The sequence below is a fragment of the Paenibacillus nuruki genome (assembly GCF_963311185.1).
GTDB lineage: Bacteria > Bacillota > Bacilli > Paenibacillales > Paenibacillaceae > Saccharibacillus > Saccharibacillus nuruki.
The window spans coordinates 1521583-1545421 of the sequence record NZ_OY725677.1; the positions used below are offsets into that span (position 1 = coordinate 1521583).

The 23839-nt window shown below is 38.6% G+C and carries 23 protein-coding genes; 19 read left to right on the forward strand and 4 right to left on the reverse strand.

Annotated elements, in window-relative coordinates:
* Positions 1 to 52 precede the first annotated feature (52 nt).
* From RCP16_RS06825 to RCP16_RS06835, 3 genes are all read right to left on the reverse strand, one after another.
* A complete protein-coding gene (locus RCP16_RS06825; protein ID WP_503467187.1) occupies positions 53 to 628 on the reverse strand; it encodes a YdeI/OmpD-associated family protein in 576 nt (191 codons plus the stop codon).
* A 31-nt stretch (positions 629 to 659) separates the two neighbouring features.
* Positions 660 to 1154, reverse strand: a complete 495-nt coding sequence (locus RCP16_RS06830; RefSeq protein WP_273594677.1) for a DinB family protein — start codon at positions 1152 to 1154, stop codon at positions 660 to 662.
* A gap of 93 nt (positions 1155 to 1247) precedes the next feature.
* The gene (locus tag RCP16_RS06835) at positions 1248 to 2165 is read right to left on the reverse strand and encodes a helix-turn-helix transcriptional regulator (protein ID WP_308641970.1); all 918 of its coding nucleotides are present in this window, start codon (positions 2163 to 2165) and stop codon (positions 1248 to 1250) included.
* A gap of 132 nt (positions 2166 to 2297) precedes the next feature.
* Between RCP16_RS06835 and RCP16_RS06840 the strand changes: the two genes are divergently transcribed.
* Positions 2298 to 3038, forward strand: a complete 741-nt coding sequence (locus RCP16_RS06840) for a sulfite exporter TauE/SafE family protein (RefSeq protein ID WP_308641971.1) — start codon at positions 2298 to 2300, stop codon at positions 3036 to 3038.
* A 114-nt stretch (positions 3039 to 3152) separates the two neighbouring features.
* Here RCP16_RS06840 and RCP16_RS06845 read toward each other — a convergent pair whose 3' ends face one another.
* Positions 3153 to 4196, reverse strand: a complete 1044-nt coding sequence (locus tag RCP16_RS06845) for an SIS domain-containing protein (RefSeq protein ID WP_308641972.1) — start codon at positions 4194 to 4196, stop codon at positions 3153 to 3155.
* Between the two features lie 281 nt (positions 4197 to 4477).
* On the opposite strand from RCP16_RS06845, the gene fba reads away from it, so the two are divergent.
* The 18 genes from fba to cntE all read left to right on the forward strand — a co-directional run bounded on the left by fba (position 4478) and on the right by cntE (position 23810).
* Positions 4478 to 5344: a class II fructose-1,6-bisphosphate aldolase gene (gene fba, locus RCP16_RS06850; protein ID WP_137221773.1), complete on the forward strand. Its 867-nt coding sequence runs from the start codon at positions 4478 to 4480 to the stop codon at positions 5342 to 5344.
* On the forward strand, positions 5341 to 6273 hold the full coding sequence (locus RCP16_RS06855; RefSeq protein ID WP_308641973.1) for a 1-phosphofructokinase family hexose kinase: 933 nt from the start codon (positions 5341 to 5343) through the stop codon (positions 6271 to 6273). The genes fba and RCP16_RS06855 overlap by 4 nt, the downstream gene beginning before the upstream one ends.
* Before the next feature lie 119 nt (positions 6274 to 6392).
* Positions 6393 to 7172 (forward strand): DeoR/GlpR family DNA-binding transcription regulator, encoded by a 780-nt coding sequence (locus RCP16_RS06860; protein ID WP_069327119.1) that lies wholly within the window; start codon positions 6393 to 6395, stop codon positions 7170 to 7172.
* 146 nt (positions 7173 to 7318) lie between these two features.
* Complete coding sequence (locus RCP16_RS06865) at positions 7319 to 8596, forward strand: ABC transporter substrate-binding protein (protein WP_308641974.1); 1278 nt, start codon at positions 7319 to 7321, stop codon at positions 8594 to 8596.
* A 16-nt stretch (positions 8597 to 8612) separates the two neighbouring features.
* Entirely contained in the window at positions 8613 to 9551 is a 939-nt protein-coding gene (locus tag RCP16_RS06870) for a carbohydrate ABC transporter permease (protein WP_308641975.1), read from the forward strand.
* A 15-nt stretch (positions 9552 to 9566) separates the two neighbouring features.
* The gene (locus tag RCP16_RS06875) at positions 9567 to 10391 is read left to right on the forward strand and encodes a carbohydrate ABC transporter permease (RefSeq protein WP_069327117.1); all 825 of its coding nucleotides are present in this window, start codon (positions 9567 to 9569) and stop codon (positions 10389 to 10391) included.
* 42 nt (positions 10392 to 10433) lie between these two features.
* Entirely contained in the window at positions 10434 to 11735 is a 1302-nt protein-coding gene (gene melA, locus RCP16_RS06880) for an alpha-galactosidase (RefSeq protein ID WP_308641976.1), read from the forward strand.
* The gene (locus RCP16_RS06885) at positions 11735 to 12694 is read left to right on the forward strand and encodes a carbohydrate kinase family protein (RefSeq protein WP_308641977.1); all 960 of its coding nucleotides are present in this window, start codon (positions 11735 to 11737) and stop codon (positions 12692 to 12694) included. The genes melA and RCP16_RS06885 overlap by 1 nt, the downstream gene beginning before the upstream one ends.
* A gap of 150 nt (positions 12695 to 12844) precedes the next feature.
* The gene (locus RCP16_RS06890) at positions 12845 to 14356 is read left to right on the forward strand and encodes a right-handed parallel beta-helix repeat-containing protein (RefSeq protein WP_308642455.1); all 1512 of its coding nucleotides are present in this window, start codon (positions 12845 to 12847) and stop codon (positions 14354 to 14356) included.
* 244 nt (positions 14357 to 14600) lie between these two features.
* Complete coding sequence (locus RCP16_RS06895; protein ID WP_308641978.1) at positions 14601 to 15431, forward strand: histidine racemase CntK family protein; 831 nt, start codon at positions 14601 to 14603, stop codon at positions 15429 to 15431.
* Between the two features lie 36 nt (positions 15432 to 15467).
* The gene (locus RCP16_RS06900; RefSeq protein ID WP_308641979.1) at positions 15468 to 16274 is read left to right on the forward strand and encodes a class I SAM-dependent methyltransferase; all 807 of its coding nucleotides are present in this window, start codon (positions 15468 to 15470) and stop codon (positions 16272 to 16274) included.
* Positions 16267 to 17553, forward strand: a complete 1287-nt coding sequence (locus tag RCP16_RS06905) for an opine metallophore biosynthesis dehydrogenase (protein WP_308641980.1) — start codon at positions 16267 to 16269, stop codon at positions 17551 to 17553. Before RCP16_RS06900 ends, RCP16_RS06905 begins: the two co-directional genes overlap by 8 nt.
* A 13-nt stretch (positions 17554 to 17566) precedes the next feature.
* Positions 17567 to 19180: a staphylopine-dependent metal ABC transporter substrate-binding lipoprotein gene (cntA, locus tag RCP16_RS06910; protein WP_442789687.1), complete on the forward strand. Its 1614-nt coding sequence runs from the start codon at positions 17567 to 17569 to the stop codon at positions 19178 to 19180.
* Between the two features lie 46 nt (positions 19181 to 19226).
* A complete protein-coding gene (gene opp1B, locus RCP16_RS06915) occupies positions 19227 to 20159 on the forward strand; it encodes a nickel/cobalt ABC transporter permease (RefSeq protein ID WP_308641981.1) in 933 nt (310 codons plus the stop codon).
* On the forward strand, positions 20160 to 21032 hold the full coding sequence (gene cntC / locus RCP16_RS06920) for a staphylopine uptake ABC transporter permease subunit CntC (protein WP_308641982.1): 873 nt from the start codon (positions 20160 to 20162) through the stop codon (positions 21030 to 21032).
* On the forward strand, positions 21029 to 21835 hold the full coding sequence (gene cntD, locus RCP16_RS06925; protein ID WP_308641983.1) for a staphylopine uptake ABC transporter ATP-binding protein CntD: 807 nt from the start codon (positions 21029 to 21031) through the stop codon (positions 21833 to 21835). The genes cntC and cntD overlap by 4 nt, the downstream gene beginning before the upstream one ends.
* The gene (locus tag RCP16_RS06930) at positions 21835 to 22581 is read left to right on the forward strand and encodes an ABC transporter ATP-binding protein (protein ID WP_308641984.1); all 747 of its coding nucleotides are present in this window, start codon (positions 21835 to 21837) and stop codon (positions 22579 to 22581) included. The genes cntD and RCP16_RS06930 overlap by 1 nt, the downstream gene beginning before the upstream one ends.
* 32 nt (positions 22582 to 22613) lie before the next feature.
* A complete protein-coding gene (cntE, locus tag RCP16_RS06935; RefSeq protein ID WP_308641985.1) occupies positions 22614 to 23810 on the forward strand; it encodes a staphylopine family metallophore export MFS transporter CntE in 1197 nt (398 codons plus the stop codon).
* Positions 23811 to 23839: the final 29 nt, after the last annotated feature.

Here is a 23839-nt window from a genome sequence, read left to right on the forward strand (position 1 = left end):
AAGTACACGTTTTTGTGTTTGAGAATGTATAGTCATACAAGTAAATAATCATTTATAACAAATCGTGAGCATCCAATAAACGCCCATTGTCATGCCACTGACCATACATTTTATTGGCTTTGGTATTGGTGATCAATTTCTGAAGCCGATTGTGAAATACTTCAGGTTGATGCTCCATACTCTGAATCGTATCGATTCTCACTCTTTGATATAGCGCTGGAAAAGCTAGAAAGTGAGCATACACTTCAGAATCTTCTTGTAAAGCTTGAAGGATATATGGATGAATAGTAAAATTCTCTTCGTTCATATCAGGCAGTACTTTTCTACCTTCATCCGTCATCAATCCCAGTCGCTCTAAACGACGAACACGTTCTTTATTTAGTTCAGTCCATGAACTTTTGGGACTACGAGGAGATAATCGCTGTGCTAATTGTGTATCAGATATTTTCTTTTTGACCCCATCGATCCAGCCAAAGCATAGACATTCTTCGACCACATCTAGATAGAGTAGAATATTGGGAACAGGTGTGATACTCACAATCACCCAACAATAGGGCATATCATTACTATGCTGTTGTAACCATGCTCTTAATTCTATTCTGAAATGTATAGTGAGAAGATGGTCAATGTTATTCAATATATCATGTTCCTTTCGATCATTAGATAGATGATGCCGATTCCTGATACCAGAATAATAGATAATCATTCATTACAGAAGCATGACCTAATTGACGAAGCATAGTAGAAATATTTCCTCGATGATATGTTCCGTGGTTTACTACATGCAGTACGATTTCCGCTAAACGCGTCTGCCTTGGGCCGACATAAGGATTGTTCAGTAGAAGAGATTGTTCTAAATCTATTCCACTTTGTAGCCATTGTTGATACTGATCAGTTAATACTGCAAAACGAGTGATATACTCATCGATAGAAGTCAGTGTGGTCTGATTCAAAGCCATACATTCTTGTAAGGCTTCCGGCATTTCTTCACCTTGTAACACTTGATAAAACATTCGATCTACAGCGTACATATGACTTAGTGCATGTGCAATAGTCGGGAAAGAGCTACCTACTTCTGCATGTAACACAGAAGCAGGCAGTTCTTGAATCCTTTCCATAATCGTACGGCTTGCCCAGATATGATACTCAAACATAGCTACAGGATGATTTGGCACAAATAACAGCTCCTCTGGAATGATAATTAATTTCTATCCTCATCATAGCCAAACAAGTATGACAACAGTATGTCATACTTCTGGATAAAGGTTGAGCGCCTGTTGAAGTTGTTGCTTTAAGATACTACGTAACTCGATAGGTTCTAGTACTTCAATACCATCTCCGAAGCTAAGCAGTGTCGACCGCAACCATTTGGCTTCCAGTGGTTGGTAGACAGGAATACGCATAATCATACTTCCATCTGTCTGAAATTCCTTATCGGCTTGCTGAAATTGATCCAGTGCTTCAGACAAGGCTTGGGGTGCTACACGAATCACGATATTTTCTAATAAAGTATTCCATTCTTGTTCGGCATGTATAGGCTCTTGAGGGCTAAGTGGATGAGCTTGGAAATGTTCTTCGGTTAACTGCACATTCATCATTCGAGACAAGCGAAATTCACGATAATCCTGACGTGTCCGGCAGAATCCTTGTACATACCATGTGCTATATTTAAAATGAAGCCATAACGGTTCGATTTCTCGCGCCTTATGCTCATTATTGGCATTAATATAATCGAAACGAACGACTCTGGTATCTGTAATGCCTTGACGTAGAAAAAGCAGCGCATGAGGTTCTGTACGGTATGTATTAAAATTGATCGCCAGATTAGAATGATGATGTTCAGGAGCAATATTCTGTAGACGTTCAATAGTACTTTGAGCACGTTGATCTTGAAATACAGTGGAGAGACTACCAAGAACAGTGATCAATGAATTGACATCGTACGCACCTAGTAGACTTTTATCCATTTTGTATCCATCCATAATCCCGTATCCGCCGCCACTACCTTGATAAGAGACAATCGGTAATCCAGCAGCACAGAGTACATCAATATCCCGATAAATAGTCCGTTGTGAAACTTGAAATTGTTCTGCCAATACAGAAGCAGACAATACTTCATGATGAAGTAATTTATAGATCATCGCAATCAATCGTTCTAATTTCATCGTATTATCCCGCCTAATTTGGTTAGTAGATTATATCTATATTGATCCTATAAAGTATTATAGTATGGATAGATAAAAGTATACCGTATAATCTAATATAATATAGAATCTAGTTAACATGAAGGAGTATAGATGATTACTATAGACGCTCTACTGATGGGGGCAGGTATTATCCTGATTGCAAGTTTTGTACAAGGACTGACTAGTTTTGGGTTTGCGTTGATTGCTTTACCTTTACTGAGCTTGTTTCTCCCTATTCAACGTGTTGTACCGATGATTGTGATATTGAGTATGCTGATTTGTTTGTTGGTCTTAGGTTCAGTGTATCGAGATACGAATATTCGTAAAATCGGATTATTGATTATCGCGAGTGTTGCTATGGCTCCGGTAGGAACGTTATTTTTACTTATTATCAGTGGAAGTGTACTTAAAATTGCGACAGGTATATTGATTACACTATTTGCTGTGTTTTTGTTAAGTGGACGCACCATTCCGATAGCCAATGAAAAAGCAGCTTATCTATCAGCAGGAGCGTTAAGTGGGTTGTTGAGTGGAAGTATCTCTGTTAGTGGACCTCCTATGGCATTGATGTTGTCTAATCAAGGCATGTCCAAGCAGATGTTTCGAGCCAATCTAGCCTTAGTCGGTGTGATATTAAATGGAGTGACGATCATTACCTTTGTATATAGTGGATTGATCGATCAAGAGATGAGTCTGTATCTAGGTTGGATGTTACCCGTGATGGTGATTGGGACATGGATTGGAGTTAAAGCGGTTAACTATTTGAACGAGCAGAAGTTTAAAAAGTATTCATTGGGATTGATTATTTTATCTGGAATTTGTACGCTATTAGCAGGTCTAGGTGTGATTTGAAATGAATAAATGATAGGCAAATAGTACAACTCAAAAGAGAACAGACCTTTATAGAGGACTGTTCTCTTTTGTTGTATAAATTTTATCGGTACTATTACAAATACAAATCTACTTTTACAACTTTACCCATGCTTCCAATCCATCGGGTTGATCAGGATTAATATTCTGACGCTCTGCACTGGCTAAAGCGACTATTTGCGGGATGAAAATAAAAGGAATCCCTTGTGCTGCTGGATGCAAAGGTTGTTCTAAAACAATTCCTAGATGGACTAATGCATCTGGAATCCGATTGGCGTGATCGGCTAACGCAATAATTCGTGCTCCGCGAGCATGGATATCTTGAATAAGATCATGTTGATACGATGTGCCTTCTCCAGTTAATGCTACAATCACCAATGTATCTTGATCAATAGTGACCATTGGGCCATGGCGAACATCTAATAAGTGAAAAGCATGCGCTTCTGCTTGAGCAATTTCAGTAATAGCAATTGCACCCTCGTTAGCTAATCCTTGTAATTCACCATCTGCTAATAAAATGACACGTTTCCATGCGAAATCAGCTACTTCTCGAATCGATGCTTCTACTTTTTCCATATAAGCTTCGCCCATTTGAATCGCACTTTGAATATCTTCAATTAATTTCTCATCATTACTCCAAAAAGCATTAATCAACAGATTAGCTACATACAAATTCGTGACTGTACGAGTCTGACATACACTATGATCAAATGCCCATGGTAATTCTAAAGATAAATCAGCTTGTGTAGATAAAGGAGAATCGGATACACAGGATAGAGAAAGAACCGAAAGAGGTTGTAGTTTACGTACACGTTGAATAGCTTCTATAATTTCGCTTGTACTCCCTGAGCGTGATGGAGCAACCAATAATGTATTTGCCAAAAGAGGAGCATATCGCTCTGCATTTAGCATGAGATCACCACCTGCTAATGCAGATGCAGGCATATGTGTATACAAACGAGTCGAAAAAGCAGCGGATTCACTTAGGCAGTAACTAGAGCCGCAACCTACAAAGGTAATAGAAGTAGGTTGAACTTGTTGTCTTAATTCTTCAATAGCATGACGATGTTCTAGCATATAATTGAACGTCTGATGTAGCGCTGTATATTGCTTTTTTACTTCCTGATACGTTAAATTCATGAATTGACCTCCATATAGTATATTTTGCAACATAGTCATTACGAGCGGACTTCATTTATAGTATATTTCTTTATTTTGATTTTTTCAATCATAATTATGATTTATTAAATCAAAAATTGATTATTGCGATATTTTATGCGCTTATTTAATCGAAAAATAAATAAATTTGTAAAAATTAATAAAAAAAGATTGTTTTGATCATAAATTAAGAGTATCATAATTAAAAAATGATCTAAAGGATCAAATTATATGATTTATTCAATCATTAGGGAGATGCTAATATGCCAATTATTTCATCCACTGTTATGCTCCAAAAGGCAAGAGAACATCAATATGCTGTAGCTGCTTTCAATGTACATACTTTGGAAATGCTACAGGCTGTTGTAGATGCTGCTACAGAAATGGAGTCTCCACTTATTATTCAATCGACGGTGGGCACTGTTCGTCACTTAGGAGCTAAGTATTTAGTCGAAGCAGCGACGGTTGCTGCTAATCAATCTTCTATTCCGATCGCTCTTCATTTGGATCACTGTACAGAGTTCAATCTTATTATTGAATGTATACGAGCAGGTTATACCTCGGTCATGATTGACGCTTCTATGCATCCTTATGATGATAATGTAGCCATCACTAGCAAAGTCATGGAAGTAGCAACTGCTGCTGGTGTAAATGTAGAAGCAGAACTTGGCAAAGTAGGAGGGGTAGAAGACGATATCGTCGTTGATGAAAAAGATGCTCTATTAGCAGATCCTGAAGAATGTCTGAAATTTGTAAAACAAACCGGAGTACTTACATTAGCACCTGCGATCGGAACAGCACATGGTATTTATAAAGGTGACCCTCATATTGATTTTGAACGAATCGAGAAAATTGCAGCATTGGTCGATATCCCATTGGTTCTTCACGGAGGTTCAGGTATTCCAGCAGAACAAGTGAAGCGAGCCGTTGCTCTAGGGATGTCCAAAATGAATGTCGCTACTGAATTACGTATCGCGTTCTCTGATGCGATTAAGCACGTTTTTGACGAAAATCCTTCAGAAAACGATCCACGTAAATATATGATTCCTGCCAAAGAAGCAGTTAAACAATTAGCCATGCAAAAAATCGGCTTATGCGGATCGGCAGGTAAAGCTGGCGTTCTACAATGATTACTACGGTGACATTGAATGCAGCAGTCGATAAAACGTATTATATGGATTCATTTGCGACCAATCAGGTTAATCGGGTCAGACGTGTACTAACAGAACCAGGTGGTAAAGGAAATAACGTAGCCAAAATGATCAAATTATTAGGTGGTGAAGTGACTGCTTCTGGTTGTATAGGAGGAGACAATGGACAACTAATAGACCATTTGCTACAAACACGCAAAATAAGCACAGATTTTGTTATAACATCAGGTGAATCGAGAATATGTCTTAATATTATTGATGAATCCAGTCAACATGCTTCTACTGAACTTTTAGAACCGGGGCTTACGATTTCTTCATCGCAATGGATAGCCATTAAGCAGAAAATACAACAACTTTCACAGTTGTCTACGATTATTGTTTTTTCAGGGAGTTTACCTCAAGGAGTCGCAACGAATGGATATGCTGAACTGATCGAAATTGTACAACAGGCAGGTGCACATGCTTTTTTGGATACAAGTGGAGCCGCTTTTACAGATTCAATTCAAGCTAAGCCTTATTTTATCAAACCGAACCAACATGAGTTAGAACAGTGGAGCAATACTTCGCTGACAACAGATCAGCAATATATTGATACAGCATGGCTTCTTATTAATCATGGGATAGAGAATGTCTGTATTACACGAGGAAGTCAGGGAGCGATTGCAATCATCAATAAGCAAGTGTATCAAGTGATATCTCCGTCTATTCAAGCCATTAATACGGTAGGATGCGGTGATGCTTTTGTAGCAGGCATGGCATTTGCCACATTAAGACAGTACGACCCTATACAACAGTTAAAGTTAGCTTCTGCTGTTGCTAGTGCAAATGCTTTATCTGAAAAAGCAGGCGATATGGATTATGCTACTTACTTGGAGTTAGAATCTGCTGTTCAGGTGATTCCTTTATAAAAGGTGAACCGTATGAACCGATCATAAATACTTGCAATTCATTCTGTAATCATACAAAATGATTAAAAAGAGCAGAATTATATGAATAATGCTCATAACAATCAAAGGAGATTGCAGAAATGGAGTATTCTAAAAGTGAATTACGACGAACAAAAATTATGGATATGATCAAAAAGAATGGGAAAATATCTGTCCAAGAAATTACTAGCGTTATCGGTTGCTCTGAAGCTACAGCTAGACGTGATCTAGATCTTATGGAGAAAGAAGGACATCTGATTCGTACGATTGGCGGAGCCGTCTACGAGGGTGGAAGCAAAATCAGTCAGGATGAAGTTCCATTTGTCGATAAACAGCTAGCTCAGCAACCAGATAAGCAAAAAATCGCAGAAGCGGCGGCGGCATTAGTCGTTGATGGTGATGTTATTGGTCTTACAGGCGGTACAACTACTTTTTTGATCGCTATGGAATTGAAGCATCGCAAAAATATCACTGTTGTTACAAATGCCGTTAATATTGCTTTTGAATTAGCAGATGCTGAAGGAATCCAAGTGGTTCTAACAGGTGGTGTGATGCGCTCACAAAGTTATGAATTAATTGGCCCTTTAGCTGAAAGTGTTATTCAGAAGATTAATTTGAGCAAAATGTTCTTGGGTGTAGATGGTGTCGCATCTGAACGAGGGTTTACTATGCATTCTGAATTAGAAGTACGCATTGCTCAGCAATTGAGTGAGCGTTCTAGTGAAGTATATGCTGTGTTCGACCAAAGTAAACTTGAGAAAACAGCTTTATTTACGATTATGCCTTTAAAAGAAGTGACCGGTATTATCACTAATGTACATCCTGATTCTTGGTTACAGCAATTATGTGAGAAAGAACATGTTCAACTACAACTTGTCTAATGATTGGGATATCCATCTGATCATATAGCTGTTATTACGTATAGACAAGGTTGCTTAGCTCGAATATCCAACTTTTGTCTATACACTATAGGTAATAGAAATAGAGCATGTAAGAGTACTGAATTTGAAAGGGGGAATTCATAAATATGCCTACTAAGGTTTTGAACCATTTCATCTTACTGATCTTGATTACTGTGATGCTAGCAGGATGTGCATCGAATTCTAAAAATGTAGGCTCCTCTGGTAAAACTAAAATCGTATTTTGGGCACATCAAGAAAGTGCAATGAATGATGCATATAACAAGCTGATCAAAGCTTATGAAGCCAAGCACCCCGATATCGAAATTGAATTTCAGACCTTTCCATATGACGTTTATAATCAAAAACTTAAAGCCTCTTTTTCTGCACAAAACCCTCCCGATGTAGCTGAGATGTTTGGTACATGGGTTCCAGAGTATAGTAAAAATGGAGCGCTGACTGAAGTTCCTGATATCGACAAGATCAGCAAAGAGTATTATCCAGCCCCATTAGGAGCTTATCAATACAATGGCAAGTTGTACGGTTTACCACTTGAATATAACCTCGAAAATGGAGGCATGTTACTCCATCCTGAAATGTTCAAAAATAAAGGGCTAGAGTATCCACCCAAAACATGGGCTGATTTAGTGGAAAGTGCCAAAACATTAACGGTACGTAATGATAATGGCATTCAAATCAAGGGATTTGATTTTGTTTCTTTAGACAATATTACGTTTACCTTTCTCTCCATGATTTTGCAACAGAATGGAAAGTACTGGGGAACCGATAACCATGTAAGCTTTCAAACTCCAGAAGCTATCCGAGCAATGAATACGCTTACTTCTTTAGTTAGTGTAGATAAAGTAACTGATCTTTCTGTTTTTGGCGGTCAATTGGATAGTTCAGATTACTTTTTCCGTGGCAATTCTGCTATGACTTATCGTGGTCCTTGGACAGTTGCTTCTGGACTGGATAACTATAAGATGAAAGATTTTGAGTATGTCCCTGTTCCTTCATTTACGAATGAGAATCCTTATTTCGCAGCAGAATCAGGATGGGGTGTAGTGGTAGCCAGTAAAAGTGAAATACAGAAGCAAGCTTTAAGTTTCATTCAATTTCTAAGCGAAAATGAAAATCTCCTTCAATGGAATATAAGTACATTTACGGTACCTGCCAAAAAAGAAGTCGCGAATAATCCTGAATTTTTGAAGAAGAATCCATACATGAAAGCACCGCTTGATATTTTGAAGTATGGTCAATGGATGGGTCCTATTGCAGATCGAGATTATTTCTTTAAACAGATTAATGATAACTTTCAGTTGATTGTAAGCGGACAGATCACCGTGGAAACAGGTCTAGGTAATATAGAAAAATCAATCAATTCAAGTCAAGACCAACACAAGTAATCGAGGTGAATAGCGAATGAATAAAAGTATCGAAGCTGGAAATACCAGTAAAAGAACATTCGATAAAGGAACCACTCGTTCATATCAAAATGAGAAATGGTTTGTACGTATTGCTCTAGCCCCGATTCTACTTCTTTTTGGAGTATTTGCTTTTCTGCCGATTGCTTGGAGTTTGTTGTTATCTTTTTATGATTATAGTCCGCTCAGTAATCATGCTGTTTTTATAGGCATCAGAAATTATGCATTGTTATTTCAAGATGCAGTCTTTCTAAAATCGCTCTGGATCACTTTTAAATTCGTTGGTATTACTGTCATCAGCAATATTTTGATCACCTTAGTTATTGCAAGTGCGATCTATGCAATACGAATCCAATGGCTTAAAAATTTATTTCGCACGCTGTTCTTTTTACCGGCTATTGCTCCACTAGCGGGAACGGCAATTGTTTGGACAACTATTTTGAATTATGACAGTGGATTGTTCAATGTGATTCTGGGTCAGCTACATATTGCTCCTGTTCACTGGTTAAGTGATCCCAAGTATGCCTTGTTATCGGTTATTATGATGACGCTCTGGGCAGATATTGGCTATAATATCGTGCTATTTATAGCAGGCAGAGATTCTATTGCTGATATGTATTATGAGGCGGCTATTCTGGATGGCGCTAATCGCTGGCATTTGTTCTTTTTTGTCACCTTGCCGTTATTGCGCAGAACGATGCTATTTGTAACGATCACTACAGTGATTTCGTATTTTCAAGCATTTCCACAATTCCAGATTATGACCAAAGGAGAGCCGTTTAACGAAACAAGAGTCTTAGCGCTTAATATTTATGATCAAGCTTTTTCCAATTCCAATATGGGCTATGCTTCGGCAATGGCAACTATATTCTTGATCATCATTTTAATCGTTACATTAATTCAGTTCCGATTAGGACGTTCTAGCTGGGAACAATAAGAGGAGGAGATACAGATGCAACGAAAAAGTCCATGGTTGGATTCGATCGTATTGGTGTTTCTAATCGTGACAGCAGTAGCAATGATGGTTCCCTATCTATGGATGGTAGTATCTTCTTTCAAAAGCAATATGGATATCATGTCAGGTCAGGGAAGTTTTTTTCCAAATCATCCGACATTAGAAGGATATTTCACTGTATTTGAAGATGCTCCATTTGTGAAATGGATGTGGAATAGCGCTATTTCAGCAGTCATTATTACCATCATTACACTGTTTACAAGTGCACTTGCCGGCTACGTTTTTGCTAAGCATCAATTTAAAGGCAAACGCATTTTATTTATGTTGATTCTGGCAACGATGATGATTCCTTTTCAAGTGATTATGATTCCCACCTATCTGATCACTGCAAGACTTGGATTGATTGATCATTTAGCCGCTATTATTTTGCCTAACCTTGTTAGTTCGTATGGAGTGTTCTTAGCCAAACAGTTTATTGAAGATATCCCGCAGGACTTGCTAGATGCTGCGCGGATAGATGGTGCTGGTGAATTGCGATTGATGATTCGCATTATTGCTCCTCTGATTTTGCCGATGTTATCAGCGCTTGGTATCTTTACATTCATGAATGCATGGAACAATTATCTATGGCCATTAATCGTATTGAATGATACCGATCATATGACTGTGCCTCTGGCACTTGTATATTTTAACGGAACTCATGTGATCAATTACAATGTTGTGATGTCTGCTGCCGTCTTAATTACTTTACCTGTAATGATTGTTTTCCTTATTTTCCAAAAGCAATTTATCAAAGGCTTAACCATGACAGGTATGAAATAACAATATTCCATCATAATCGACATACAGAGAGGACGAATTATAATGACAAAAATATCTATTATTGGTGCAGGTAGTGCTTTTACACAGGATATCACTACAGATATCTTGAAAATAGAAGGAATCGATGGAGGAACAATTGCTTTAGTCGATCTTGATGCAAAGCGTCTGGATATTGCTCGTCGTATGGTCGAAAAGTTGATTGAAATGACAGGTAATCGTTGGAAAGTTATCGCTTCTACCGATCGACGTGAAGTCATTGGTGGCTCTCAATTTGTAATTAATCAGATTGAAGTCGGTGGACTGCAAAATGTAAGGTACGAGTATGAGATTCCTCTTAAATACAATGTAAATCAGTGTATAGGAGATACGCTTGGACCCGGTGGTTTGTTCAAAACGTTGCGCACGCTCCCAAGCTGGATCGATATTGTGAGAGATATTGAAGACCTTGCTCCTCAGGCAACCATTTTGAATTATACGAACCCGATGTCAGCAGTTACGTTACTCACTTCACGGATTACAGAACTTCCGGTAGTCGGTCTATGTCACTCGATTCAGAACACATCCAGTCAATTAGCAGAGTATGCAGGTGTACCTTACAACGAATTAGAATGGCGAGCAGGTGGTATTAATCATATGTCATGGTTCGTTGAACTCAAGCATAAAGGTCAAGACTTGTACCCTGTATTACTGGAAAAGATAAAAGACGAAGAGTTACTGCGTCAAGATCCTGTCCGCTTAGACGCAATGAAATACTTAGGTGCTTTTGTATCTGAATCCAGCGGACACTTTTCTGAATATATTCCTTATTATCGCAAACGTCAGGAATTAATTGATCAGCACTGCAATACAGGATATAACGGTGCAACAGGATTTTATGCAGATAACTGGCCCATCTGGAGAAAAGAAAACGATGAGCGTATCTTACAACAACTAGAAGGTACTTTACCTATCGAATTGAAAAATAGTAATGAGTATGCAGCGGTTATTATAGAAGCTATGCTGAAAAATGAACCTAAAGTGATTTATGGCAATATACCTAACCAAGGGCTGATTCACAATTTACCGCAAAATGGTGTTGTCGAAGTGGCTTGTATGATTGATGGTAATGGAATTAATCCTTGTCAGTTCGGCAGTCTACCTGAACATCTAGCTGCGCTGTGTCGCTCGAATATGGCATTTTTTGAATTAGCTGTAGGTGCTGTACTCGGTAACGATAAAGAAATGGCACGTCATGCATTGATGTCTGATCCATTAACAGCAGCCGTATGTTCACTTGAAGAAATTAGCAATATGTTCGATGAATTATATGAAGTGGAACGGGAATTTATCCCGAATATGAAATAATGATGAAGACTAAAGCATCACATACACCCGTTGCAAGTGTTGTTGTGGTTGGCGAATTGAATGTCGATATGATTTTAACCGGAGAAGATATTGTACCGGAATGGAATCGAGAAAAGATAGCTAATCAATTCGAAATCGTTTTGGGATCATCTTCAGCAATTACGGCTTGTGCACTCGCTAGTCTTGGCGTTGAAGTAATATTTGTAAGTGTAGTGGGAGCAGATTATTTTGGAGAATTTTGTATACAAGAATTACAGCGAATGGGTGTAAACACAGATCATATTCATACACGTTCAGATATCCAAACAGGAGTGACATTATCATTTTCTACTTCATCTGATCGTGGCCTTGTCACCTATCCTGGAAGTATTCCATGTGTTACACCTGATATGGTTCCGGAATCATTACTTCGTGAAGCTGATCATTTACACTTCGGTTCCTACTATTTGCAAGATCAGATGAGAGAGCATTGGTCAACATTGTTTGCACAGGCACAGCAACTAGGCGTAAGCACTTCTTTTGATACCGGTTGGGACATTCGCAATCTATGGGATCGTTCAGGAATCGAACAATTATTAACAACCACTAACTTGTTTATTCCAAGTGAAGAAGAGATATTGCATATATATAACACTTCACACATGGAAGAAGTTATTACCAAATTACCTGATCTTGTAGGCGATGTGATCGTAAAATTAGGTTCTCAGGGTTCTTTACTTGTTGATACAACCAGGCAGCCGCTAACCATTCGCTCTTATCCGGTGACGCCTATTGATACGACAGGAGCAGGAGACTGCTTCAATGCCGGGATCATTTATGGATATTTACAAGGTTATCGAAGAGCCACTCTATTAGAATTTGCAAATGCTTGTGGCGCTTTATCTACTCAAGGAGTAGGGGGTACAGGCGCTTTACCGACTTTACAGCAGATAGACCATATACAGATGAGTCATTCTTAACGTATTTATTCTTTAAAGGAGGTGAGCTTGTCATACTTATTCTGCTATACAAGGGGTAAGCAACAACGTTAATGTATCGCAATTCACTATTTCAGAGGAGCTGATGAAGAAGTGTTCAAGTCCATCAAAAAAGTAGTGCTAGGCGCAAGTATGGTGTTGTTAGTAACCACAGGTATTCAGTGGAATACTTCTCAAGCGGTAGCCGCAGAAACGCAATATTATGTATCCACCAGTGGTAGTGATTCTAATGCAGGGACATTGAGTGCTCCCTGGAAAACACTGCAACATGCCGCAGATGTAGCTACAGCGGGAAGTACTGTCTATATTCGTGGAGGTACGTATAATCAGAAGCTGAAAATCACCAAATCAGGCTCTTCTACAGGAGCTATCACTTTTAGCAACTATGCTTCTGAAAAACCTATCATTGATGGAACAGGATTAAGTGTTACAGGATTAGAAGGATTAATCGATATTCAAAATGCGGATTACATTACGATTCAAGGGTTGGAACTTAGCAATTACAAAACAGCGACTAAAGATTTGCTACCGATTGGTATCTATGTCCATGGTAAAGGAAGCAATATCAAATTACTCAATAACAAAATCCATGATATCAAAAGTACAGCTACACCTACATCTACATCAAGTGGAGACATCTGGTTAGGACGTGATGCTCATGGTATTGCTGTCTATGGAACCCAAGCTCCAGCTTCAATTAATAATCTGACAATCAGCGGAAATGAATTATATAATTTAGTGTTAGGTACAAGTGAAGCATTAGTTGTAAACGGGAATGTAGATACATTTTCAATCCTCAATAATACGATCCATGATGCAGACAACATTGGGATTGATGTGATTGGATTCGAAGGCAAGTCTCCAACAGTTGCTTATGATCAAGCTCGTAATGGATTGATTCAAGGTAATAAAGTGTATAATATTACGTCTAATAATAATGTATCTTATGGTCCTGTACCTAATAACACCAATTCCGCAGATGGTATTTATGTCGATGGTGGGAAAGATACGATTATTGAGCGTAACTATAGTTACAACAACGATATCGGTATCGAAATTGCTTCTGAACATGCAGGCAAAGCAACCGACAATATTACAGTTCGTAGCAATATGGTCTATAAAAACCGCTTAACTGGTATTGCTATGGGTGGATATGATACAGGTCGTGGTTCAACCACTAACTCCAAAATCGTGAATAATACGCTGTACAAAAACGATACATTAGGTGACGATAATGGACAATTATTAGTACAATACGATACTTCCAATAACATTATCAAAAACAATATTATGGTAGCTGGTGCTTCAAATGCTTTGATCACAAATCCGTATACCAAAAATTCAGGTAATGTCGTTGACTACAATTTGTACTTTGCTTCAGGTAGTAGTGATTCTACATTTTGGATTTGGAAAAACAAAGAGTATAACGGATTTGCAGCTTACAAATCAGGATCAGGTAATGATGCTCATTCCATCTTCGCAGATCCTAAGTTTGTAAATGTAAGTGCAGATAATTATCATATTCAGGCAACTTCACCTGCTGTAGATAAAGGATCAACCGATACAGCTATTATAGGAACTGCTGATATTGACGGGCAAAATCGGGTATCTGGTAGTGCAGTAAATATTGGAGCCGATGAGTAATTCGTATACCCAGTACCTATGATGTATCCATAGCAAAAAAGCGACTATCCGGTATAAAGAACCTATCCGGATAGTCGCTTTTTTTCATAATAACTATATCTTATACAGATGTATTTATTACATAATAAATTTCCTTATAACATAATTATTTGTTGACACTATCAATATTTGTAATATATGCTTACAGATGATAATCGTAATTATTACTATTTAATAAAAGCATATATGGGAATGAGGGTGAACAATGAAGCAAGAGATCGATTTTGTAAAGTTTAGTCCTACACAAAATATGACTATCCTTGTAAAAACATGGTATCCACAACAGGATCATGCCCGTATTGCTGCGAACTTGATGTCTTATGATCATGTACATGCAGAACAGGTAGGTTTTATTCAACAAGCGATTAGCCCTCATGCTGAAGCATGTCTACATATGGCAGGAGGTGAATTTTGCGGTAATGCTTGTATGTCTCTTGCAGTGATGCTCGCTATAGAGAAGAATATTGCCGATATGACTGCCATGCCTATCCAGATTGAGACATCAGGTAATCATACACCTATCCAGTGTATAGTCACTCGAAAAGCAGGGCAATATTATTGTCGTGTTAGAATGCCGGTGCCAGAACAGATTCAATACCGTACATTTCATAAAGATAAGATCTGGCAGACTACACAATTGAATTATCAGGATGCTGTTCATTTTGTGATAGAAGTACAGACATTCAGTACTACTCTACAGAAAGAAGCAGAATCATTTATTCGGATATTAGCAACAGAATATGATGTAAGCCTAATCGGTCTGTTATTGTATGATGCACAAACGGGCGAAATGGCTCCACTTATTTATGTACCAGCACTTGATAGTATCGTCTGGGAACGAGGTTGTGGATCAGGAACAGCTTCGATTGGTGCCTATCTTGCTTGGAAACATCAAAAAGGAATAGATTGTGATATTAAGCAACCGGGAGGAACTATTCGTGTCACCGCAAATTACCAACATACGATCGTCGAACAGGTTGAGATTGAAGGCAATGTAGGTTTAGTGGCGCAAGGCAAAGCTTTTGTTAATGTGTAACACATGTAATTAGGATCATCTATTGGAGGGATAACAATGGAACAGTTACTCACATTTCAACAAAGTCTGATTGATTACTCACAGCAATTTGAACAAGCTATAGCTCAATATGATCACACGTTAGCCCATGATACACAGTTACAGACGTTGATCGATGATTATTCAAGGTTCATTATTGATCCTTACCATAAAGAGCAGTGGGAACAATTACAGACCAGTGATATTGAAGCTTTAACATCTATAATGGATACACTACGAATGCGATCTGCACGATGTGTAGCGATTATGGAGAAATATCGCGCGCTTCACCTTCTGGAAGGACAAGATGAGAAGACCGATTATTTCAAAAATATAGAATCGTGCATCGAACAAGAATTTGGCGGATTTCATGTGACGTCTTTATCCAAAGTAGTCATGATTGGCTCAGGCTCATTTCCAATGACACCTATGCTTATAGCTAGACGTACTGGAGCCAAGGTGGTAGGTATTGATATTGATCAAGAATCGATCGATCTGGGGCAAGCTGTTATTGATCGACTAGGATCTCATCTGGATATTGAGTTAAAAGCGGTTCCTGTTGAACAACTTGAGGGCTTACAAGAAGCTACGCATATTATTTTCAGTTCAACCGTTGCGGAAAAATACGATATTCTAGACCGATTATATCTATTAACAAACCAGCAAGTGGTAGTAGCTATGCGATATGGAAATGGGTTGAAATCATTATTTAATTTTCCTTCTTTAGCGACAGATCCACAAAAATGGCAACAGGTTGAGAACATTGTACATGCGGATCAAGTATTTGATATTGCTATTTATCAAAAGGGTGTAGATCATGAATAATTTTCAAAATGTATTGATTCTGGGTACAGGCCCTGTGGCGATTCAAGTAGCTGTTAATCTCAAGCAGCATTTACATAGTGTTGTAGCGATTGCAGGAAGGCAGTCTTCACGTGCAGATCATGTGTATAAAGCTTTAGCGCAAAGTGATCAACATATCTCTGTACATATTCAAAATGAAAAACATCAATCGGTCGCAGGAGAATGTCGTATAGATCATGTATTTGCTGGGTACGAACAGATTACAGGACAATGGGATACCATTGTGCTGGCAGTGACTACAGACACCTATATTCAAGTCTTGCAACAACTTCAACCTGATCTATTGAAGCAGATCCAATGTGTACTTTTGATTTCTCCCACATTTGGCTCGGGCGATCTGGTCTCTGACTACATAAGTGCTTTTCAACCGGAGGCAGAGATTATCAGCTTTTCTACGTATTATGGAGACACACGTTGGGCAGGTCATGAACCTTCTCATCAAGTGATTACGACTGCTGTAAAGAAAAAAGTATATATAGGTTCTCAGACTTCATCTTCGTTACGGGTTCAAGAGTTACAGCGTATGTATCAACAATTGGGAATTCAAGTCCAAACGATGTCTTCACCACTGGAAGCAGAAACTAGAAATATCTCACTTTATGTTCATCCTGCACTATTTATGAATGATTTTTCCTTACAAGTTGTATTTGGTAGTCATAGTGTCCCCAAATTTGTATACAAATTATATCCGGAAGGTCCTATCACTCCACCATTGATTCGCAATATGCTGTCTCAATGGAAAGAAGTGATGAATCTGCTACAGCAGATGGGGATTACAGGGATCAATTTACTTCAATTTATGGTGGATGATAATTATCCTATCGCTACAGAAAGTCTATCTAGAGAAGATATTGAGAACTTTATAGACTTAGAACCGATTCACCAAGAGTATCTCTTATATGTACGATATGCTTCACTATTAATCGATCCATTTTCAGAACCTGATTCAAAGGGAAGGTATTTTGATTTCTCAGCTGTGCCGATTCGGACGGTATTTACCAATAAAGAAGGGAAGCAAGACATTCCTCGAATGCCACAAGAAGACTATTATCGGATCAAAATGATTCAAGGATTCGCCAGACATACAGGTACACCTTGTCCTACGATTGATCAATTGATCCGTAATTATGAATATCATCTTCAGCAGTATATTGAAGCTCATCCCGAAGAACCGTTATCGACTGCTTTTCAAATTCATCATCATGATGAAGACTACAATCGGATTCAGACAACTCATTAAGGAGCGAAATCATTTGTTTATCACAACATTCAAATCGATCACTATATTGATGGTGTTAACCGTCATTTTAACAGCTTGTAATCCAGCCAAAGATCAACCTAATAATCAGGCAGAGACTGCTACAAAAAACATCACCTATGCGACTGCCAAAGATATCAATGATATGAATCCTCATCTTTATGCAGGATCAATGCCTGCTCAAGGAATCGTCTATGAATCTTTAGTCGAAAATACAGCAGAAGGGATCAAACCCCTATTAGCAGAATCTTGGGACGTATCACCGGATGGCAAAACCTATACGTTTCATTTACGTAAAGACGTCAAATTCCATGATGGTGAGCCTTTTAATGCCGAAGCGGTCAAGCAAAATATAGAAGCAGTACAGCGTAATTCAGAAAAGCATGCCTGGATCAAATTATCGACCAAAATAAAAGCATGTCGTGTAGTCGATGAATATACAGTTGAACTTGTACTAGCTGAACCTTATTATCCAACATTAGCAGAACTGTCTATGACTCGTCCTTACGTTTTTATTTCGCCCAAAGATTTTAAAAATGGAGAAACTAAAGATGGAGTCAATGGATATCATGGTACAGGCCCTTATATACTGGCAGACCATCAACCCGAACAATATGCAACGTTCAAAGCCAATCCGAACTATTGGAATGGAACTCCAACCATCCCTATGATTACAGCTAAAGTATTACCCGCAGGAGAAACGACGTATCTAGCTTTGCAAAAAGGTGAAGTTAATTTCGCATTTACAGATGATCGTGGAGCAGACAGCGTAGATGTAGAAGCAGTAGAGCAACTGATTGCATCTGGAAAGTATCAACGGGTACAAAGTGAATCTATGAATACCAAAATGATCGTTGCTAATACGAGTCGCCAAGCAAGTCCAGTACACGAACAAGCTGTACGCGAAGCATTATGGTATGTAGTCGATCGGGAAACGATTAGTAAAGATATTATGGGAGGAACAGAGGCACCTGCGTATACACTCTTTTCAAAAAATGTAAATGATGCAGATATCCCACTACAAGAACGGGCATATGACCCGCAAAAAGCAGCCTCGCTTTTGGAGAGTGCAGGTTGGGTATCTACTGATAGTACAGGTTCTCGTTCTAAAAATGGCAAACCACTCACAATGAAATTATATTATGACAGCAATTCCTCTTCGCAAAAAATAGAAGCTGAACTGATCCAAAGCGCGGCAGCAGCTATAGGCATGAAGCTTGAGCTAACAGGAGAAGAATCAACATCGATTGCGAATCGTAGATCCACCGGTGAATACGATCTGTTGTTTAACCAGACATGGGGATTAGCCTATGATCCACAAAGTACGATTGCAGGATTCACTTCACAAAATGCTTATCTTTACGCCACTCAAGGTATACCTGAAGCTCCCAAGCTATATAAAACGATTGATCAGATTATGACGACGACGAATGAGCAAACGCGTCAACAATTATTTACCGATGTACTTACTATTGTTCATGATGAGGCTATTTTTATTCCAATTACGAACGGAAATATCACAGTAGTCGCACCTTCTGATCTCAAAGGCATTACGTTCAAACAGACGCAATACGAACTTCCATTTGAACAGATGAGCTTTGAAAAATAAATATACATTCTGATTGGAATTGAATACAAAGTAGAGGGGATTACGATTGAGTATTTATATTGTAAAGCGAATGGTATTAGCTTTTTTACTATTAATCATTATTTCTCTGGTTACGTTTGCTTTTATTAACTTATCGCCTTTGAATCCAGCAGTAGTTGTTTTGCAAGCTCAAGGTATTCCTGATATTACCGAAGAACTGATTAGACAAACAGAGCAACAACTTGGTCTGGATCGTCCTTTTTTTGTCCGTTATCTGGATTGGGGGATGGCTTGTCTTCAATTGGACTTTGGGCATTCCTATGTAACCAATCAGCCAGTATGGTCTACGTTAGGACCTGCTTTTGTAAATACGTTCAAATTAACACTGGTTTCTTCGATAGCCATTATGATTGTCTCTGTGGTGCTAGGTGTGATCTGTGCATTACAAGTAGGAAAAAAAGTAGATAAAACGGTGCGCGGAATAGCTTTTATCCTTACAGCGATGCCTTCTTATTGGTTAGCCGCATTAATGATCTGGTATTTCTCTGTCCAATTAGATTGGTTACCGACCAGTGGGATGGATTCTTACCGTAGTTATATTCTGCCTGTGCTGATTATCACGATCAGTTATGCTGGTATCTATTTTAGAAATGTACGTAGTTCGATGCTCAGTAATATGAACAAAGATTATGTCTTATATGGACGTGCCTCAGGGTTAAAAGAATCTGTCGTTATGATGCATATTTTACGTAATTCGCTTCAAGTAGCGATATCGATTTTTTGTATGGCTATTCCTATTATATTAGGCAGTACAGTGGTTATTGAAAATGTATTTGCTTGGCCGGGGTTAGGTAGCTTGAGTATACGAGCGATATTGAGTAGAGATTTTCCTGTTATTCAAGCCTATGTGTTAATACTAGCTATTTCATTTGTCATATTCAATGCTATTTCTGACATGATCAACGCTGCAATGAATCCGAGATTAAGGAATGGTCTGTAAATGAATATATGGAGTAATCTACGACATGATCGGATCGGTATACTGTCACTTGTTACTGTTATAGCTGTTATTGTTATAGGAATATGTGCACCTATTATTGCTCCACATGATCCGTTAACAGTGAATATGAGTCTTCGTTATAATGGATCGACATGGTCATACTGGCTTGGAAATGATCAATTGGGTAGATGTATTTTATCCCGACTGATCTATGGTATTCGTCCAAGTATTTTACTAGTGTTATGGATACTGTTGATCTCGATAGGAATCGGGACAGCACTTGGTTTTATAGCAGGTTATTTTAAAGGCAAAGTCGATGCTTGGATCATGCGTATATGCGATATCATGCTGTCTTTTCCGGGCTATGTGATGACACTCGCCATTGTCGGTATTCTAGGTGTAGGACTTGAAAATATAGTCATAGCTTTTATTTTGACCAAATGGGCTTGGTTTGCTCGGGTGATTCGTACGTCAGTTATGCAATATACCGAATTGGATTATATTCGATTTGCCAAAGCATCGGGTATTAGCAACTGGCATATTATACGTAGACATGTGGTACCTGTGACGTTTGCTGATCTAACTGTTATTGCTAGTAGTTCGATCGGGTCGATGATTTTACAAATATCTGGATTCTCTTTTCTAGGATTGGGTATTCAAGCACCTCATGCAGAATGGGGAATGATGCTTAATGAAGCTAGAGAAGTGATGTTCACTCGTCCAGAAATGATGTTAGCTCCCGGTATCGCTATTATCATTATGGTATCTGCATTTAACTTTTTGGCTGATGCTCTTCAAGTGGCGATTGATCCTCGTCTGCATCAATCAGCTTCTCCCTATACATCATCTAAAAAGTGGCAGGTTCGGATATGAATATTCTTGAAGTGGAACAATTGAACATATGGGATCAACACAGCGGGAAAGCACTGATACATGATAGTTCTTTTCAATTACGAAAGGGTAGTTGTCTAGCGATTGTAGGAGAGAGCGGTAGTGGTAAGTCTTTGACATGCCGAGCGTTGACCCGTTTAAATCCTAAATCTTTGGCTCAATCGGGCAAGATTGTATTTAAAGGAATCGATCTGACGACTTTATCTGAAGCAGAAATACGGCAAAAAAGAGGCAAAGAAATAGCGATGATTATGCAAAATGGAATGAGCGCTTTTGATCCTTCCTGTGTAGTCGGTGTTCATTTTAGAGAAACACTAGGTCAACATTTGGGATGGAAACGTCGTGTCGCTGATGATCATATGATCAAAGCTATGCAGAGAGTTATGTTGCAAAAGCCAGTAGAACTACTACGTAAATATCCGCATGAACTATCGGGAGGTATGTTGCAACGAATGATGATAGCGCTCGCTATCGTATTAGAACCAGACCTTATTATTGCAGATGAGCCGACAACAGCGCTGGATACCATTTCACAATATGAAGTGATCCAACAATTCTTGCTATTGCGTCAGACGATTGGAAACTCTATGATTTTTGTTTCTCATGATCTGGGTGTGGTCAGGCAAATAGCAGATGAAGTCTTAATTATGCGTTCAGGAGAGATAGTAGAACGAGGAACAACTCATCATATATTTACAAATGCCCAGCATGAATATACTCGTTATCTAATGGCTACCCGAGCGACACTAAGTGATCACTTTCGCCAACTGATGGAGGGTTCTTAATGTTACAGATTGAAAATATAACCAAATCATATCACAACGGAATCATCGGATGGAAAAAGAAGCATCAGGTGCTTCATGGAGTGAGCTTTGCATGTGAAGCAGGAGAATCTTTAGGTATTATCGGAGAAAGTGGCAGTGGTAAATCTACATTAGTACGAATGATATTAGGTATAGAGCGACCCGATCAAGGACAGGTACTTTTACATGGAAAGTCTGTTGAACATCGTTTGACAAGGCGAGGTCAGATCAGCGCTGTATTTCAAGATTATACATCTTCGATCAATCCATTTTTTACGGTAGAGCGTACAATTATGGAATCTGTCCATCTTCGTACTAATATAGACAGCAATTCAATCTATGTTCTGGATTCATTACTAGAGCAAGTAGGCTTAAATGCTTCATTCAAAAAAAGGTACCCTCATGAATTATCCGGCGGAGAAGCACAGCGGGTATGTATTGCTAGAGCGATTGCTTGCAGACCACAATATCTAATTTTTGATGAAGCGATCAGTTCACTAGATGTATCTATTCAAGTACAAGTCCTTCAGCTACTGAAAGAACTGAAAAACATCTACAATATGGGCTATGTCTTTATTACTCATGATATCCAAGCCGCTGCTTATATCTGTGATCGTATTATTATCTTTCGTCAAGGACAGATTGAAGAGATCCTAAATACAGATCAATTAAGTCAGGTACAGTCGGATTACGGCCGTACTTTATTAGCGACATCGATTGTTTTATAAAAAGGCATGTCTGATCAAAGGAGGGGAAATCATTGACAGGAGCGATGTCCTGGCCATTTTTGCGATTATACATTTTAGTGTTGGGTTACTTTAGTGCCAATGCGATCTTAAATGTGATTATTCCACTTCAAGGAAATGCATGGGGTGCGACCAATACAACGATTGGTCTGATTATGGGAGCCTATTTATTAACCACCATGTTTTTCCGTCCGTGGGCAGGGCAGATGATTCAACAATATGGGCCTATTCGAATCCTTCGTTTAATTTTAATCATCAATGCTGTGGCTTTACTATTGTATACATTTACTGGATTAAGCGGTTATCTGATTGCTCGTATTTTACAAGGGGTATCTACTGCATTTTTCTCCATGGCTTTGCAGATGGGAATTATAGACGCACTTCCTGAAAAAGATCGTTCGCAAGGGATCTCGCTATATTCACTTTGTTCTTATATGCCAGGTATTATTGCACCACTTCTAGCACTAGGGATCTGGCAAAGTGGTAATATGACGTATTTTACAATAACGATGATCGCTATTGCGGTCTTTACAGGTGTACTTGGATATACTGCGCGGATAGATGCTAGACCCTCTAAAGAAACTAAAGATTCTCCAGATCAGCGAACAGGAACAATTGGATCACTCAAGCAATTGGTAACCAATCCTACTCTTTTTACATGTAGCCTGATGATGTTGACAGCTTCGGTTGTATTTGGGGCAGTAACAACCTTTATTCCGTTATATGCTAAAGAATTGACCGGAGGAAGTGCGGGAGTGTATTTGATGATTCAAGCGGCAACTGTAGTGATTGCCCGATTTACATTACGCAAAAAGATTCCTTCTGATGGCAAATGGCATACTTCCTTTATTGTAGGCTCATTGCTATTATTAACGATCGCTGCACAATTGATTAGTCTTTCTGTCATTGTTGGTGCTATTGTTCTATACATAGGAGCTATATGTATGGGAGTCGCTCAAGCGATTCTGTATCCCACATTAACCACCTATTTGAGTTTTGTTTTACCCACTCATAATCGTAATATATTAATAGGTTTATTTATTGCAACAGCTGATCTAGGGATGTCACTGGGTAGTATCATTATGGGACCCCTCTCAGACGTGTTATCCTATTCAGGGATGTATAATATTTGTACATTGCTTGGAGTGATGTTGATTGTGTTTACTTTATTGAAAAGACGCAAGATGGAGGGCAAATATCAAATTTCATAATAAAATATAAATTGTAACTATTTAATATT